The sequence below is a fragment of the Aurantibacter sp. UH7 genome, assembly GCF_056839165.1.
Genome location: NZ_CM166388.1, coordinates 952,289 through 966,880, shown reverse-complemented (window position 1 = coordinate 966,880; position 14,592 = coordinate 952,289). Strand labels below are relative to the sequence as shown.

14 protein-coding genes are annotated in these 14,592 nt (G+C 33.0%); 8 read left to right on the top strand and 6 right to left on the bottom strand.

What is annotated here, in order from left to right:
• Nucleotides 1-79: 79 nt before the first annotated feature.
• The 6 genes from UH7x_RS04200 to UH7x_RS04175 form a co-directional block, all read right to left on the bottom strand.
• Nucleotides 80-1,015: a 5'-nucleotidase gene (locus UH7x_RS04200; protein WP_482362471.1), complete on the bottom strand. Its 936-nt coding sequence runs from the start codon at nucleotides 1,013-1,015 to the stop codon at nucleotides 80-82.
• A gap of 240 nt (nucleotides 1,016-1,255) precedes the next feature.
• On the bottom strand, nucleotides 1,256-1,987 hold the full coding sequence (locus UH7x_RS04195; protein ID WP_482362470.1) for a phospholipase D family protein: 732 nt from the start codon (nucleotides 1,985-1,987) through the stop codon (nucleotides 1,256-1,258).
• Between the two features lie 249 nt (nucleotides 1,988-2,236).
• Nucleotides 2,237-3,205, bottom strand: a complete 969-nt coding sequence (locus UH7x_RS04190) for an HTH domain-containing protein (protein WP_482362469.1) — start codon at nucleotides 3,203-3,205, stop codon at nucleotides 2,237-2,239.
• Nucleotides 3,206-3,360: 155 nt separating this feature from the next.
• On the bottom strand, nucleotides 3,361-3,969 hold the full coding sequence (locus UH7x_RS04185) for a hypothetical protein (protein WP_482362468.1): 609 nt from the start codon (nucleotides 3,967-3,969) through the stop codon (nucleotides 3,361-3,363).
• Nucleotides 3,970-4,120: 151 nt separating this feature from the next.
• The gene (locus UH7x_RS04180) at nucleotides 4,121-4,744 is read right to left on the bottom strand and encodes a GIY-YIG nuclease family protein (protein WP_482362467.1); all 624 of its coding nucleotides are present in this window, start codon (nucleotides 4,742-4,744) and stop codon (nucleotides 4,121-4,123) included.
• Between the two features lie 226 nt (nucleotides 4,745-4,970).
• Entirely contained in the window at nucleotides 4,971-6,383 is a 1,413-nt protein-coding gene (locus UH7x_RS04175; RefSeq protein ID WP_482362466.1) for a KAP family P-loop NTPase fold protein, read from the bottom strand.
• 613 nt (nucleotides 6,384-6,996) lie between these two features.
• Here UH7x_RS04175 and UH7x_RS04170 point away from each other — a divergent pair.
• The 8 genes from UH7x_RS04170 to UH7x_RS04135 are packed head-to-tail and all read left to right on the top strand — an operon-like array spanning nucleotide 6,997 to nucleotide 14,578.
• Nucleotides 6,997-8,463, top strand: coding sequence for a phytoene desaturase family protein (locus tag UH7x_RS04170; protein WP_482362465.1), 1,467 nt, complete (start codon nucleotides 6,997-6,999; stop codon nucleotides 8,461-8,463).
• Nucleotides 8,463-9,299, top strand: a complete 837-nt coding sequence (locus UH7x_RS04165; protein WP_482362464.1) for a phytoene/squalene synthase family protein — start codon at nucleotides 8,463-8,465, stop codon at nucleotides 9,297-9,299. The genes UH7x_RS04170 and UH7x_RS04165 overlap by 1 nt, the downstream gene beginning before the upstream one ends.
• A gap of 21 nt (nucleotides 9,300-9,320) precedes the next feature.
• Nucleotides 9,321-10,019 (top strand): lycopene cyclase domain-containing protein, encoded by a 699-nt coding sequence (locus tag UH7x_RS04160; protein ID WP_482362463.1) that lies wholly within the window; start codon nucleotides 9,321-9,323, stop codon nucleotides 10,017-10,019.
• A complete protein-coding gene (gene crtD / locus UH7x_RS04155) occupies nucleotides 10,016-11,476 on the top strand; it encodes a 1-hydroxycarotenoid 3,4-desaturase CrtD (RefSeq protein WP_482362462.1) in 1,461 nt (486 codons plus the stop codon). The genes UH7x_RS04160 and crtD overlap by 4 nt, the downstream gene beginning before the upstream one ends.
• A complete protein-coding gene (locus tag UH7x_RS04150; RefSeq protein WP_482362461.1) occupies nucleotides 11,477-12,136 on the top strand; it encodes a carotenoid biosynthesis protein in 660 nt (219 codons plus the stop codon).
• Nucleotides 12,137-12,159: 23 nt separating this feature from the next.
• Nucleotides 12,160-12,753 carry a 1-acyl-sn-glycerol-3-phosphate acyltransferase gene (locus UH7x_RS04145; RefSeq protein ID WP_482362460.1) on the top strand — a complete coding sequence of 198 codons (594 nt, stop codon included), beginning with the start codon at nucleotides 12,160-12,162 and terminating at the stop codon, nucleotides 12,751-12,753.
• Nucleotides 12,754-12,794: 41 nt separating this feature from the next.
• Nucleotides 12,795-13,850: a glycosyltransferase family 2 protein gene (locus tag UH7x_RS04140; protein ID WP_482362459.1), complete on the top strand. Its 1,056-nt coding sequence runs from the start codon at nucleotides 12,795-12,797 to the stop codon at nucleotides 13,848-13,850.
• Entirely contained in the window at nucleotides 13,820-14,578 is a 759-nt protein-coding gene (locus UH7x_RS04135; protein ID WP_482362458.1) for a tetratricopeptide repeat protein, read from the top strand. The genes UH7x_RS04140 and UH7x_RS04135 overlap by 31 nt, the downstream gene beginning before the upstream one ends.
• The last annotated feature ends 14 nt before the right edge of the window (nucleotides 14,579-14,592 follow it).

Here is a 14,592-nt window from a genome sequence, read left to right as displayed (position 1 = left end):
TCAGACGTTACATACGCGCAACGACCTTTGATTAAGCACTAAACCACAATTATTTTTCTATCGTGTTGTTCGTTCGTTTTTACTTTTTACTTTTCTCATATTTTTTCAAAGGTGAGTTAGTTTTATACAGAACTTTTCCAGATGGTACTACTTTACTGGAGCTATCTAAATGAGTTTCTTGGTCGTCAAAGAAAATATGTGCTCCAAATGCTTGTAGAACCTTATCTTTAGATAAACCACCCATGAAATAGGCTTCGTCAACATAAACGCCCCAATGACGAAGCGTTTTTATAACTCGCATATGACTTGGTGCATTTCTCGCTGTTACAATCGCTAGTCTTAAAGGTGTCAATTCTATAGTTGTTGGTAAAAACTCTTGAATTTTAGATAGTTTTCTTAATAGTTCAGCAAAAGGTCCGTCATTCAAGGGAACATCTTCATTTTCTAATTCGTGTTTATGAAATTCTTCAATTCCTTTCTCTTTATAAATTTGTTCTGACTCTTCTGAAAAAACAACAGCATCTGCATCAAATGCAAATTTAACTCTGTCAATTTCTGGAATATAGTCCGTTGGTGGTTCGTAAATTAAAGCTGTTGCACAGTTAGATGTGTCGCTTATTTTTTGGACTTCTTTTTCATCTTTTGATAAGAATAAATCAATGTCAAATGCATCTATAAATGGAGAAAGAGGTTCTCCGCCAGAAAAAGCCCACCTTGTAATAGGTAAGTTAAAATGTTTAATAGACTTTAAAACTCGAACTCCAGTTTCGGGACTGTTTCTTGACATAATTACAACTTCTACAATTTGTTTAGATGCGATGTCATTTAGTTTTAATAAACTCTTAATCAAAGGAAAAGCAGTTCCTTCGATTAATAATTCATTTTCGTGTTCTAGTTGATATTTCCTAAAACCTTCAATGTTTTCTTTTTCAAATATCTCGTTTTCTACTTCTAAATTGAAAAGTGCTCTCGAGGAAACACCGACTACTAATATTTTTGAAAAGTCTAAAGCCATAAATTTATTTTAATTTTCTTGATGTTTCTTGAAATGACGCACAACGTCTCCGTATATAAAACCTAGCCTGTAAAAGATGCTACATTTTAGGTTTAGCATAGAGCCGAATTATTGTGTTTTGTTTTTAGTTTTACTATTCTAGAAGCCAAATTTAAAAATTTGGTGGTCTTTGTAAATAAACAAAGAACTTTGGGATAAATGCTTAATAACAATGTTTTATAAACATTGCTCTATTCAGTTTTATTCCACAATGTGTTTTGCAATATCTTCTGGCCAAACAACGAATTTCCCATATTGACCACTTTTTTCAATTCCGCCAACTTCTTTCCCACGTTTAGTTGTAATCCAATCATCATCTTTTTTATACATCAGTTTTTTGTCGGTGAACCAGCTATTTACTTTTCTACTGCTCAGACCAGTTAATTGTGATAAATCCTTCGTTGTTAAAAGTTTTGATTTTGAGTTGTTTTTAGATAGTACAATTTCTGAAATTGTTTTTTCAGATTGTCTTTCAAAATTTTTATCAACTTTTTTAACAGAAACTCGAATTTCTTCACTTATAGCTAAAAGTCTTTCAGCTTCTTTTCTAATATCATGATACAATTCTTTGTCTCCTTCTTTGGTTACATAAATTCCCATTTCGTCATTATTCTGTTGTGAAAAAGAATATAAGTTCATAGAAGTCACAATCGCTTCTTTCTTGTTTAAATAACACTTAGCGTGAAGTGAATTGCAAAGACTTGTCCTAATTCCAATTTGACTCTCAAGCCAATTACTTTCTTCAACTTGTAATTTATTCTCTCGGTAGACAATTCGGATATCTTTTTTTTGAATATGTAAGTACTCTAAATTGTCTTTTACTCTTTTATGAAACTGAAGATATGGACTGATTAAAATCAATTGGTCTTCAGTATTTTTTATTAATTGTTCTAAATGATATGAAACACCTGTAGTGTCTAAAAATTTTGCCATATCTTATTCAGTTTATTAGTTTTTTCAAATTGTTTACAACGGTCTTGTATATGAAATGCAGCGTATAAATAGATGCTAAACTTTCGGATTTTACACAGAGCCGCCCCGACGCTTCGGGGTTATTTTTTGTTTTTATCTTTTTTATTTTAAAAGCCTCCCGACGCTTCGGGATAAAAATTTGGCAGACTTTGTTAATAAGCGCTATCCTTTCGATTAAGCACTTTCTAGCTATGTTTAATACACGTTATTCTACACGGTTTTTTCTTCTTCGTCTAGCGGTATGTTCTTTTCTTTACAATACTTTTCAATTTCTGAATCTGTTTTGAAAAAATCATCGCAAAAACTTTCAAATTCCTTTTTCGTTCCTTTTACATACTTTTCAGGAGCAATCAGCATAGTTTCTGTCTGCCCAATAAATTTTTCAAATTCAGGATTTATTTCGCACAACTTGTCCATTGTCTTAAAGTCCAATTCTTTGTAAGTTGGTTGAAACAAAATTTTACTTTCATATGGGTTTCCATTCAGCTCTATTATTCCAATTCCGAAAGATTGGTTAAGTCGCTCCATTTCATTCATTAGGTTTTTACTTATCTCAAATGCGACTAAATATCCATAATTCGCCCAACTTGAATTAGATACGGCTTGAAAGAAACATTTTTTCAATTCGTAATCAGATTTTATTTCTCTTTTTAATTCGTAAGATATTAAGTTAAAAGCATCTGCTTTATTAATAACTTTTAATAAAGCATTACTTGCTGAATTTTTAAGGTTTAAAAAATCTATTCCTAACATATCAGGATGAATCCATTTTTGATGGTCATCTTTACTGTTTGCCGATTTTTCGTGAAATATTGTTTTTGAATAAATGTTTTGACTTTTTAAGTAAGAACTTAAAAGTTTATGTAAATCTCTTTCTTGGTATTTTTTTGAAGCTGGTTTTTTGACAAGAGACTCCTTTTCAACAACTTCGGAAAGATTTAATTCGTTTTCATATTTAGCTAAATAATATTCAAATCCTTTTTTTCCTTTTACACGTTTAACTCTCGAATCATTTTGTCTAATAAAATGACCTAACTGTGCGCCAATAGTGTCAGAAGGAGTTTTTGCATTTCCCCAATCAACATATTTTTTTTCGTCAATCATTTCAAGAACTTTCAAATATGTGAAAGAACCAATGTTATCTTCTAATACTTTTAAAATAGCTTCTTTTATTGTCATTTATCGTGTTGTTGGTTAAATTGTGTAGAACGTATTGGTATAAGAATAGTTGCGGCTTTGTTTGCGACGATTTTCCGAAGGAAAATCGGATGTAGCAAACACGCAACTACCTTTGATTTAGCAAAAAACCGCAATTATTTTATACTGCATTGAGCTTAATTTTTTTTTCGATTTTCAATAATTCCCAGTACTCTTTCCCTATCAGGTCCAACTCGTTGATAGGTAATACCTTCTTCGTGCTTATAATGGTAAAGCTTATCAATTCGATAGTTTTTTGATTGACTTAAATTTGAGAATGTTCCATTGATATATAGATAAAGGCTAGTTATATTTTTGTCAAATGGTATTAAGCCTCTGTAAGCTTTAGTCAATATTTCAGAATTTTTTGGTATCAATTCAATTGGATATATTTTTTTCGAACCATTATTATATTCAGCAAGAATAACACTATTTAATTCGAAATTTGTTGCCCCAGCATTTAAACTCTCTAAACAAAGCCAAAAGTATGGTACAGAGGTCGTTTCTTGAATTTCGATTCCTTTAATGCTATTTATACTTAATATCGGTTCTTTATGTATTGAAGTCGAATTTAAAAGAATTTCCCTCTTTGTATCACTAATTTTTTCCAAAATTATTTTTTGACTATCTGAAGATGATTTGCTCCTTCCTTTTTGAATATAGTAATTGCCCAAAGCTCCAAACAAGGCCATAAGTATGACTCCTATGCATATTAATATTATACCTGTATACATTTCTTTGTTCATTGTTTTAATTAAAATCAACGTTTATGTAGAAGAATAGTTGAGTGTTTGTGTGCGAGGATTTTCCGAAGGAAAATCAGACGTAGTAAACGTGCAACGACATTTGATTAAGCACTAAACTGCAATTATTTTTATACGGTGTTGTAAGCAGTATTTATTTTCTTGCTAAATTCGGAAACTGATAATTATTTCCAATTTTTTCTACCTTAATATCTGCGTTAAACTTTTTGTTATCTATAATTTTTTTTAATTTCTCTTTTGATTTTGAATATGAACATTGATAGATTTCATCAGTTTTTTGTTTTTTACTGTCGTGTTCATAAATTTTAGAAACAGAATACTTGTCAAGTTCTTTCTTGATTTCAATTTCTATTTCTCCAGCATTTACACAACTTATCGCAAATAGTATTTCCCAATCGGAAAATCCGCCATATTTAGTCCGATTTAGAGATTCAGAACGTATTTCGACTCCACTTGTAAATCCAACTTTAATTAGTTTTCCATCTTTTGTTCCTGCTATATATACAAATCCTGCTTTATCATTTCTTTTTTGAAATCCTAAATGAGCAGTATTGCATTGAGCACAATGTCCAGACCTTGTTCGCAAAGTATGTCCTTCTTTCTTACAAGGCGAAACATTAAAAGCGATAACTTTTCCGTCTGGTTTCATTTTCGCTCGATATTCTGCTTTAGTCAAACCTTGCGCATCAAAAGTTTGGTTTAGTCCAATTCCTTGTTCTTCTAAAAACTGAATTTGTGATTTTGTCAATCCGTTCATTCGTTTGGTTATATTGCATTCAACGGTCCTGTGTATGAAAAGTAGCGCTGAAAATAAGCGATAACTTTTCGGATTATAAACAAGCCGAATTTTTAAATTTTACTATTTATCTTTTTACTTGGAAATCGTCAAATTTAAAAATTTGGCGACTTTCCAAAAATGCCTAAACCATTGTGTTAGCAATGACTTGCGCTATTTTTTATATACATTGTTACCTGCTGGCTTTTCACGTTTTTATATCTTCTAATAAATCAATTCGTTTCGTAAAATGTGATAAGTCTAAATCTCCTTCTCCACGACCTCTATTAATACTTTCCAGTATGTGCATAAAGTCATTTTCAGCTCCTTTTTTAATTATAGATGTGATTAATAGTTTATTCTCTCCCGTTTCCTTGTCTCTTTCGTAAAGAGGTTTTCGGTAATATCTTTCTTGGAAATAATTATTATAAACATTTACTAAATAGACTTCGAGCCACATTAGCTGTCTTTCTGTTTCTTCATTTATCTTAATTTTTACTAAATCTAAAAATCGCTCTTGTAATTCTTGAATGCTTAAACTTTTAGATTTCATTTTTTCGTAAAAGTCGTTGTGTCTTATTTTTATAAATGTTAGAAACAGAAAAATATGAGGAACTACATAAGTGTTCCAATTAAAACTTCTCAAAGCTAATCTTGAATGTGCAAAAATTTTCTCTTGCTGTCTTAAAGGGATTTTAGCATTGGTAAATAGTAGTTTACTAGTTTCAAGAAAATTTGATTTATCGGAATCTACATTTCTGTATTTAAGTCTTTCTGGTGAAATGAAGAACTCGTCAAATTTGAAATATTCGTATAAATACTTATAAAAAATATCAGCTTCAGGTTCTGGAATTGAGTATTCTAAGTCAATAAATCGTCTTAAATATTCATCTGCATCCAAATCAGCACTTCCATATACTCCTTTAACAGCATTACCTAATTGGACTTTATCTATAGACAGAATAAAAACAATATTTGGCACGGAAAAGAAGTGCTTTATTTGTTCTAAAATTGAAACCGCATAATTTGGTCTACATCTATCGAGTTCATCAACAATGAATATTAATGGTTTTCCTTCATTTGTACTTGCAATAAATTCGGATAAACTTTGACGAAAATCAGATATACTTTTTTTCTTTTTTTGATATTCATTGACTTCATTTTCGAATACATCGGATAATCCTTTTGTTACTCCGATAATAGCCTCTTTTACACCTTCTGTATCAATATATCTATCGGCTATTGCTTTAGCGATTATAGGTGCAATATGTTTAGTTAAAGTGGAAGCTTTTTTTAATGTTTTTTTGAATTCAGGTTCAGTTTTTTTGGTTGTTAGAGTTTTTAACTCTCCCATCAAAGCTGTTAACGGATTGTCTTCAAAATCATTTTCCCAAGCATTGAAATATAAAGTTTGAAAATCATTGTTTTTCAAGTCTTGTTCCCACATTTTCACAAAAGTGGTTTTACCAGTTCCCCATTTGTTATTTAGGGCAAGAACAAAACCATAAGGATATGAATTTATTATATTGGTTAATACGGAAGAATATTTTTTCCTGTCCAATTTACAATTCGTAAAAGGATTTTCTTCTTCAATTTCAATTTCGTAGTGCTTAATATTCATTTAATCGAGAGGTTTTTTCATCCATGCAGCTAACAATTGGCGATACGTACTAGTACCCTTATTTCGCAATAGCGCTTCCTATGGCAACTCGTACGCTTAGCTGTTTTTTTATTAAAATGTCGGGGGAGGGTGCACTGTAAATGCTACTGCAATATAAAACTTTTTGTAGGAAAATGGCGTAGTACGTGTAGTTAACTTGTAGGTGTTTTTTTGTGCTACACTATATTTTAATTTTGGTTCTTGCGTAGGTCTTACCAATAAAATGCTCGTTACTGCTACTAAAAACCTACAACGTATTGTACCGAAATAGCTGAATAATTTAAACCTAATTTTTTATCCGCTTAAATTCGAAATGCGCCTAAACTACACTTTGTACGAAATAATGAATATGAAGCAGTGCCAATTTCAAAACTAGGCGAGTTTCAAAAAGATTATTACTTTTGCAAAAGATAAATTATTGTCAAAAATTCAACGGAACAAGAAGTAAAAATCATACAGCTTTTTAAATAGTTTTAACGCCTAACCAGCTTTCGGAATGCTACCTTTAACAACAGGCTTGTAAACCGAATTAATGCTTTTAAGTAGTGATTGTATTGCATCAACGTGAAATTGCATGAAGAAAATTGCTATTATAGGCTCTGGATTTTCGAGTTTGTCTGCTGCGTGTTATTTAGCACAGGCAGGTAATGATGTTACCATTTTCGAAAAAAATAACGCTATTGGAGGTAGAGCGAGTCAGTTTAAAAAAGACGGATTTACTTTTGATACCGGGCCAACTTTCTATTGGATGCCCGACGTATTTAAGCGCTTCTTTTCTGATTTTAATCGTAACATTTCCGATTACTACGAACTCTCAAGATTGGATCCTGGCTACAAAGTATATTTCGATAAAGACGATGCTATAGATGTATCGGTAAGCCTCGATAAATTGTATAAAGCTTTTGAGAACGAAGAACCTGGTAGTAGTAAGTTCCTAAAAAAGTTTCTAAAAATGGCGGAGTTTAATTACAACGCCGCAATGGATAAAGTAATTTATCGCCCAGGGAAATCGCCAATAGAGCTAGTGACTTTCGCAACGGTGAGTCGGTTAAATCAATTTGCGACATCCATCAGTAAAACAATACGTAAGAATGTTAAAAGTCCGCGTTTAATTAAAATTCTAGAATTCCCAGTTATTTTCTTAGGTGCTAAACCACAAAATATTCCCACCTTCTATTGCTTTATGAATTATGCGGATATGATTTTGGGAACCTGGCATCCCAAAGGGGGCTTCTATAAGGTTATTGAAGGTTTTGGTAATCTGGCGAACGAATTGGGTGTAACAATTAAAACCAATGCCCCTGTAGAAAAAATTGAAGTCGCTAACAATGTAGCTACAGGTATACGCGTAAACAAAGAATCGCTAGCCTTCGACTTTATTATTTCTGGTGCCGATTACCACCATACCGAGACCTTATTAGACGCGCCGTATAAAAACTACAACGAAAAGTATTGGGAGAAAAAAACCTTTGCACCTTCTGCATTATTATTTTTTGTGGGCTTTGATAAAAAGTTGAAAAACGTTAACCACCATACCTTGTTTTTTGATACAGATTTCGATAAACATATTGATACTATTTATGGAGAACCCTCGTGGCCAACAGCTCCATTATTCTATACCAGCTTTCCTAGCATAACAGATGATACTATGGCTCCGGAAGGAAAAGAAGGCGGTATATTTTTAATTCCCTTAGCGCCTGGGTTAGAAGATTCTGAGGCTATTCGCGAAGAATATTTTAATAAATTAATAAAACGTATTGAGCGAATTACCGACCAAAGTTTAAGTGACAATATACTTTTTAAAAAATCGTTTGGTGTAAACGACTTTGTAACAGATTATAACGCATACAAAGGTAATGCCTATGGTTTGGCTAATACGCTTATGCAAACAGCGTTTTTAAAACCAAAAATGGAAAATAAAAAGATAAAAAATTTAGTGTATTCAGGACAACTCACTGTTCCCGGCCCGGGTGTTCCTACTACTATTATATCTGGTAAGATTGCAGCAGACCTTACTATCGAAAAATTAAAAAAGCAGTAATGAAGGAGTTATTTGATGAGGTATCATTTAAGTGCAGTAAAATTGTCACGCAAAATTATAGCACTTCATTTTCAGCGGGTATTAAGCTGTTTGATAAATCGATACGCAATAGCATTTATAGTATTTATGGTTTTGTACGTTTTGCCGATGAGATTGTAGATACATTTCACGATTACGATAAGGCTTCATTATTTTCAGCATTCGAAGAAGATTACTACCGTGCCTATGACCGAGGCATAAGTCTAAATCCAATACTTAATTCGTTTCAACTTACCGTTCGTAAATATAATATTGATGATGCCCTAATACAGGCATTTTTAAAAAGTATGCGTAGCGATTTATCTAAAAACGAATTTACGGATACAGAAATAGAAGAATACATTTATGGATCGGCAGATGTTGTGGGCCTTATGTGTCTTAAAGTTTTTGTGAATGGTGATGACGAACAATACGAAGCTTTAAAACCTTCTGCCATGCGTTTGGGTTCTGCGTTTCAGAAAGTAAATTTCTTGCGTGATATTAATAATGATATTAATGAGTTGCACCGTATCTACTTTCCAATTTTAAGAGATAACGAACTCACCGAAGACATAAAGAAAATAATAATTAAAGATATTGATGAGGATTTTAGTGTGGCCTTAGAAGGTATTAAACAGCTGCCTAGTAATTCTAGAAGCGGCGTATATGCTGCTTATCTGTATTACAGTAAACTAACTACCAAAATAAAGTGTACCCCTGTAGAGAAATTGCTTAATGAGCGAATTCGTATTCCGAATAGGGTTAAGATGTGGGCACTAATTTCTATATACACCACTAATAAATTTACACCGGCATAGCACATAAGAAAATTACGAACTATGTCACTCTATTTAATTATTCTTATTATTTCAATAGCTGGGCCACTGGCGATGAGTTTTGAGAAAAATCTTAGACTCTACAAACGCTGGAAATTTCTGCTTCCCGCAATTTTAATTACCATGGTATTTTTTGTTGCTTGGGATATCATCTTCACCCATATGGGTTGCTGGTTTTTTAACCCAAAATATAATTCGGGCATTTATATCAATAAACTGCCATTAGAAGAATACCTTTTTTTTATTGCTATTCCGTATGCCTGTGCGTTTTCGTTTTACGCGATACAATTTCATTTTCCGAACTTTAAATTCAATGCGAAATGGACAAAAATTTTGACGTTTTTAATTGTCGGGTTATCGCTTAGCGCTTCCGTTTTATATAGCGACCTTACCTACACTTCCATTAATTTTCTTATACTGGCTGTGATATTAGTATTAAGTTATTATTTTGCCAACAACGTGGTACAATACTATTTAGCAATTTATCCGATATTACTTATTCCGTTTTTTATCGTAAACGGTGTGCTAACGGGTACGGGAATAGAACAAGCTGTTTTTGATTATAACCCCGATGTAATTCTGGGTGTTCGCATACTTTCAGTACCATTAGAAGATATGTTTTATAATTTCTCGTTGTTGTTATCACCATTGGCGCTTACGTATATTTTTGAAAGGCGGTTTAATACAGCTAAAAGATTATGAAAATTGCAGTTATCGGTTCTGGAATTGGTGGTTTGGCGGCAGCATGTAGATTAGCATCTAAAGGACATGAGGTAACTGTAATTGAAAAAAATGATGCTCCCGGTGGAAAAATTAGTGAGATTAAAATAGATGGATATCGATTTGATACGGGTCCATCTTTATTTACTTTACCAGAATTAGTAACAGAACTTTATGCCGCAGCTAATGAGCCTATTCCTTCAAGTTTTGCTTATAAAAAACTCGAGGTACTTTGTAAGTATTTTTTCAATAGTGGTGAACAGCTTAATGCTTGGTCTGATCAAGAAAAATTTACGGATGAATGCGTTCAAAAGTTTGGCGAAGATCCAGTTAATATTACCAAATATTTAAAAAGCGCAGCTTTAATATATAAAATCACCGCAGATATTTTTCTTTTTAACTCGCTGCACAAGGTTAAAAATTTAATGAAATTTTCTGTTTTAAAATCGCTGCTTCAGGTACATAAGATTCGATTTTATAAAACCATGCATGGGGCTAACAAAAGTAATTTTAAAAGTCCGTTGCTGGTTCAGCTGTTTGATAGATATGCTACGTATAATGGTTCTAATCCGTATAAAGCACCCGCTACTTTAAATGTAATAGCACATCTCGAAAATAATTTGGGTGCCTATTTTCCTGAAAAAGGAATGTACACTATCGTACAGCATGTGTATGAACTCGCCCTTAAAAAAGGAGTTCGTTTTAATTTTAATTCGTTGGTAACTTCCATCGATATAAAAAACAAAAAGGCCGTGGGCATAACGGTAGGGGAGACCCAACATGCTTTTGATAAAATAGTATCAGATTCAGATATTAATTATGTGATTAATAACCTGATGGATCACCCAAAAGAAAAGCAAATTAAAAGCTTAGAACCTTCATCATCGGCCTTGGTATTTTATTGGGGAGTGAACAAAGAGTTCCCTGAATTAGATTTGCATAATATTCTTTTTAGCGGTGATTATAAAACGGAATTTAATAATCTGTTTCAAGCGAAAACTATAGATGCTGATCCTACCATTTATATTTTTATCAGTTCTAAGGTGATTGAAAGCGATGCGCCTAAAAATTGTGAAAACTGGTATGTTATGGTGAATGCACCTGCTAATAGCAAAGAAAATTGGGATGAACTAATTCAGGTTACCAAGAAAAATATTATTGAAAAAATAAATGCATCGCTAAAAACTAATATTGAAGATTATATCGAATGCGAAAAAATAGCATCACCGATAACTATTGAACTAAATACACTGAGTAAAGGCGGAGCACTGTACGGAAATTCTTCTAATTCTAAATTCGCTGCATTTTTAAGACACCCGAATTTTCTTAAAAGTGTACAAAACTTGTATTTTGTAGGCGGTAGTGTTCACCCAGGTGGCGGAATACCACTTTGTTTAGCTAGTGCCAAAATTGTTGCGAACGAAATACCTGCATCATAGATGAACCGGACCATAAAATACTTAGTTAACGATGGACTTCCATTAACCTTTGTAGTTTTTTACTGTGTTGGTTTGGCTTTATTCTTTTCGCCGCTTACCCATGAATTGTTTAAACTAGTAACACCATATACCTTGGTATTAGTTACTGGGGCTATCTTCTCGCATCATAAAGGATGGAGTTTAAAAACGATTGCAGTTTTAGTAAGTATTTTTATCGTGAGTATCGTAGTCGAAATTATTGGCGTATCTACTGGTAAATTGTTTGGTGTTTATTCTTATGGAAAAGGCCTTGGTTATAAAGTAGCAGATGTGCCAGTTGTTATTGGTCTTAATTGGGTTTTCTTGGTGTATACCTCCAATAGTATTCTTACGAAATACACCTCTAAAAATATTCCGATTATTATCGGCGCAGCAACTCTCATGATTGTTTACGATATTATATTGGAAAAAGTAGCTCCGTTAATGGATATGTGGCAGTTTTCAGAAAACAATCCGCCCATAAGTAACTATGTGGTTTGGTTTCTACTTGCTTTAGTTTTTAATGCGGCAATCCAGTATTTTAAAGTGATTACACATAATAGACCAGCACGCTGGCTGTTTTTTGTGCAATTTGGCTTTTTTGTAATTATAATAATTCACAATTTATATTTTCAAAAATGATACGAGCCAAGCATACTAAATTCATGATTAAGTTTTCTAATCTTTATACGAAGATTTTAATTCGTATTTTTTTTAGTGGTCTTAACGATATTGGTTCTTATGAGGAAAAGGGACTACCTATTCTTATGATTAGTAATCATTTCTCGTTTTACGATGGCTTTATACAAATCTTATTAAACCTTAAAATATTTAAACGTAGGCTTCACTTTATGATGTTGGAGAAAGAGCTTCGTAAAAATGTTTGGCTAACTAAACTCGGTGCATGTTCAATTAGTAAAGGCAAACGTTCTAGTTTAGAGAGTCTGGATTATGCTGTTGAAGTATTAGAAGATAAAGAGAACATGTTTTTGTTTTTTCCACAAGGAAAAATTCAGAGCATTTACACACGCGATTTTACATTTGAAAAAGGCTTGCTTACCCATATTTTAGAAAATAAAAGAACAGATTTTCAATTGGTGTTTAATATCAACCTTATTAAATATGGCACTAATCTTAGACCAGAAATTTATGCTTACTATGAAACGCAAGACATAAATGAAGCGACCACCACTGCAGCTATAGAAATGGCATTTAATCGTTTTGCAAAAACATGTTTTTCAAAACAAGGTGCTAAATGATATATTGTTGCTACTTTCTTATAGGTTTATTATGCATCAGATTGCTTGTAGCACTGGTTAACTATCTTTCGTTTGCGTATTTGCCAAAAGTAGTTTCGGTCGCGCATAAGCCTTTGGTTTCAATTTTAATTCCCGCTCGTAATGAGGAAGAAAGTATTGGAAATCTACTAGAACAAGTTTCAAAGTTAGCATACGATAATTTAGAAATCATCGTGTACAATGACCTTTCAGAAGATGCTACGGAACGAATTGTCAATGACTGGGCTACGCGAATGCCTGCATTACAATTGATTAATGGTGAGAAACTACCGAAGGGTTGGTTGGGCAAGAATTATGCATGTCACCAATTAGCACAAGCAGCAACAGGTGCGATCTTACTTTATTTAGATGCAGATGTTAGTGTGAAAAAAGATTTAATCGAACGTAGTATTAGTCACTTTCAGAAATACGAGCTTCACTTGCTATCGATATTTCCGAAGCAAATAATGACTACCATAGGAGAAAAAATATCGGTACCCCTAATGAATTGGATTTTGCTAAGCTTATTACCACTAGCGCTCATTCGAAGGTCAAAAAATGTAGCGTTTTCAGCAGCAAACGGACAATTTATGATGTTTAATGCAGTTACATATAAAGCTATTTGGCCGCATGAAAAATGTAAGTCACACCGCGTAGAAGATATCGCTATCTTAAGATTGTTTAAACAAAAAGGTCTTGCAAGTGATACGCTATTAGGCGATGATGCTATTTCATGCCGAATGTATTTTGGACTTGATGACGCAATAGAAGGGTTTACAAAGAATATATTTCAATTTTTTGGGAATAGTATTTTGACAACTATTTTATTCGGAATTGTAACCACAATAGCTCCATTCATCTTATATTATTACATGGGTGTTTGGTGGTCAACAGCATATATTGCTGGCATAGTGGCAATACGAATTTTTGTAAGTTTGGCAAGCCAACAATCAGTCGTTCAAAATGTAGTATTAGCAGTGCCACAACACCTGGTATTTCTGGGGATAATACTAAAAGGACTAATTAATGATCAACAGAAGAAATTAATATGGAAAGGCCGCAACATACTACAAGACTAGTACTGGTGATTTTCACCTTGTTGCTATCCATGCAATTTGGTTTTTCTCAAAGTACTACGTACCGAGATGCCATTTATAAAGCATATTCACGAGGTTATATGGATAAGTGGCTAGTGCTAATGAATGCGTGCGAAAAAAGTGCAAGTCAAGATAATGTAGCTGAGCAAATGGAATTGCTCAGTTATTACTACGGGTATACCGCTTGGTTAATCGGTGCAGAAAAACACGATACGGCTGAGGTCTATATTGATAAATCTGAGGAAATTATCGATAAGTTATTAGAAGACACACCCGAAGACGCAACACTACAAGCATACAAAGGAGCGTACATTGCTTTTACGATTGGTATATCTAATTTAAAGGCGATATACTTAGGTCCGAAAAGCATGCGCTATATCAATAAATCTATAGAATTAGACCCCGAGAATATTCAAGGTAATATTGAAAAAGGAAACTCTATGTATTACCGTCCATCTGCATTTGGTGGGGATAAAGATGAAGCTATTGAATACTATGTAAAGGCAGTTAAAAGCTTTGAAAAACAAGGGCTAGTAGTTAATAATTGGATGTATATCAATACAATGACCGCTTTAGGACAAGCATACGAAGCTACCGATCAAATACAGAAAGCCAAATTGTGTTATGAAAAAATAATTCGCATTTTCCCAAATTTTATGTGGGTTGAAGATGAACTCTATCCAGATATGCTGAAGCGTCACCAGCTTTAAAACTTAGCACCACC

Excerpts from the sequence above, each read along its gene's own strand:
- UH7x_RS04200 (WP_482362471.1), bottom strand. The coding sequence starts at position 1,015 with ATGGCTTTAGACTTTTCAAAAATATTAGTAGTCGGTGTTTCCTCGAGA.
- UH7x_RS04195 (WP_482362470.1), bottom strand. The coding sequence starts at position 1,987 with ATGGCAAAATTTTTAGACACTACAGGTGTTTCATATCATTTAGAACAA.
- UH7x_RS04190 (WP_482362469.1), bottom strand. The coding sequence starts at position 3,205 with ATGACAATAAAAGAAGCTATTTTAAAAGTATTAGAAGATAACATTGGT.
- UH7x_RS04185 (WP_482362468.1), bottom strand. The coding sequence starts at position 3,969 with ATGAACAAAGAAATGTATACAGGTATAATATTAATATGCATAGGAGTC.
- UH7x_RS04180 (WP_482362467.1), bottom strand. The coding sequence starts at position 4,744 with ATGAACGGATTGACAAAATCACAAATTCAGTTTTTAGAAGAACAAGGA.
- UH7x_RS04175 (WP_482362466.1), bottom strand. The coding sequence starts at position 6,383 with ATGAATATTAAGCACTACGAAATTGAAATTGAAGAAGAAAATCCTTTT.
- UH7x_RS04170 (WP_482362465.1), top strand. The coding sequence starts at position 6,997 with ATGAAGAAAATTGCTATTATAGGCTCTGGATTTTCGAGTTTGTCTGCT.
- UH7x_RS04165 (WP_482362464.1), top strand. The coding sequence starts at position 8,463 with ATGAAGGAGTTATTTGATGAGGTATCATTTAAGTGCAGTAAAATTGTC.
- UH7x_RS04160 (WP_482362463.1), top strand. The coding sequence starts at position 9,321 with ATGTCACTCTATTTAATTATTCTTATTATTTCAATAGCTGGGCCACTG.
- crtD (WP_482362462.1), top strand. The coding sequence starts at position 10,016 with ATGAAAATTGCAGTTATCGGTTCTGGAATTGGTGGTTTGGCGGCAGCA.
- UH7x_RS04150 (WP_482362461.1), top strand. The coding sequence starts at position 11,477 with ATGAACCGGACCATAAAATACTTAGTTAACGATGGACTTCCATTAACC.
- UH7x_RS04145 (WP_482362460.1), top strand. The coding sequence starts at position 12,160 with ATGATTAAGTTTTCTAATCTTTATACGAAGATTTTAATTCGTATTTTT.
- UH7x_RS04135 (WP_482362458.1), top strand. The coding sequence starts at position 13,820 with ATGGAAAGGCCGCAACATACTACAAGACTAGTACTGGTGATTTTCACC.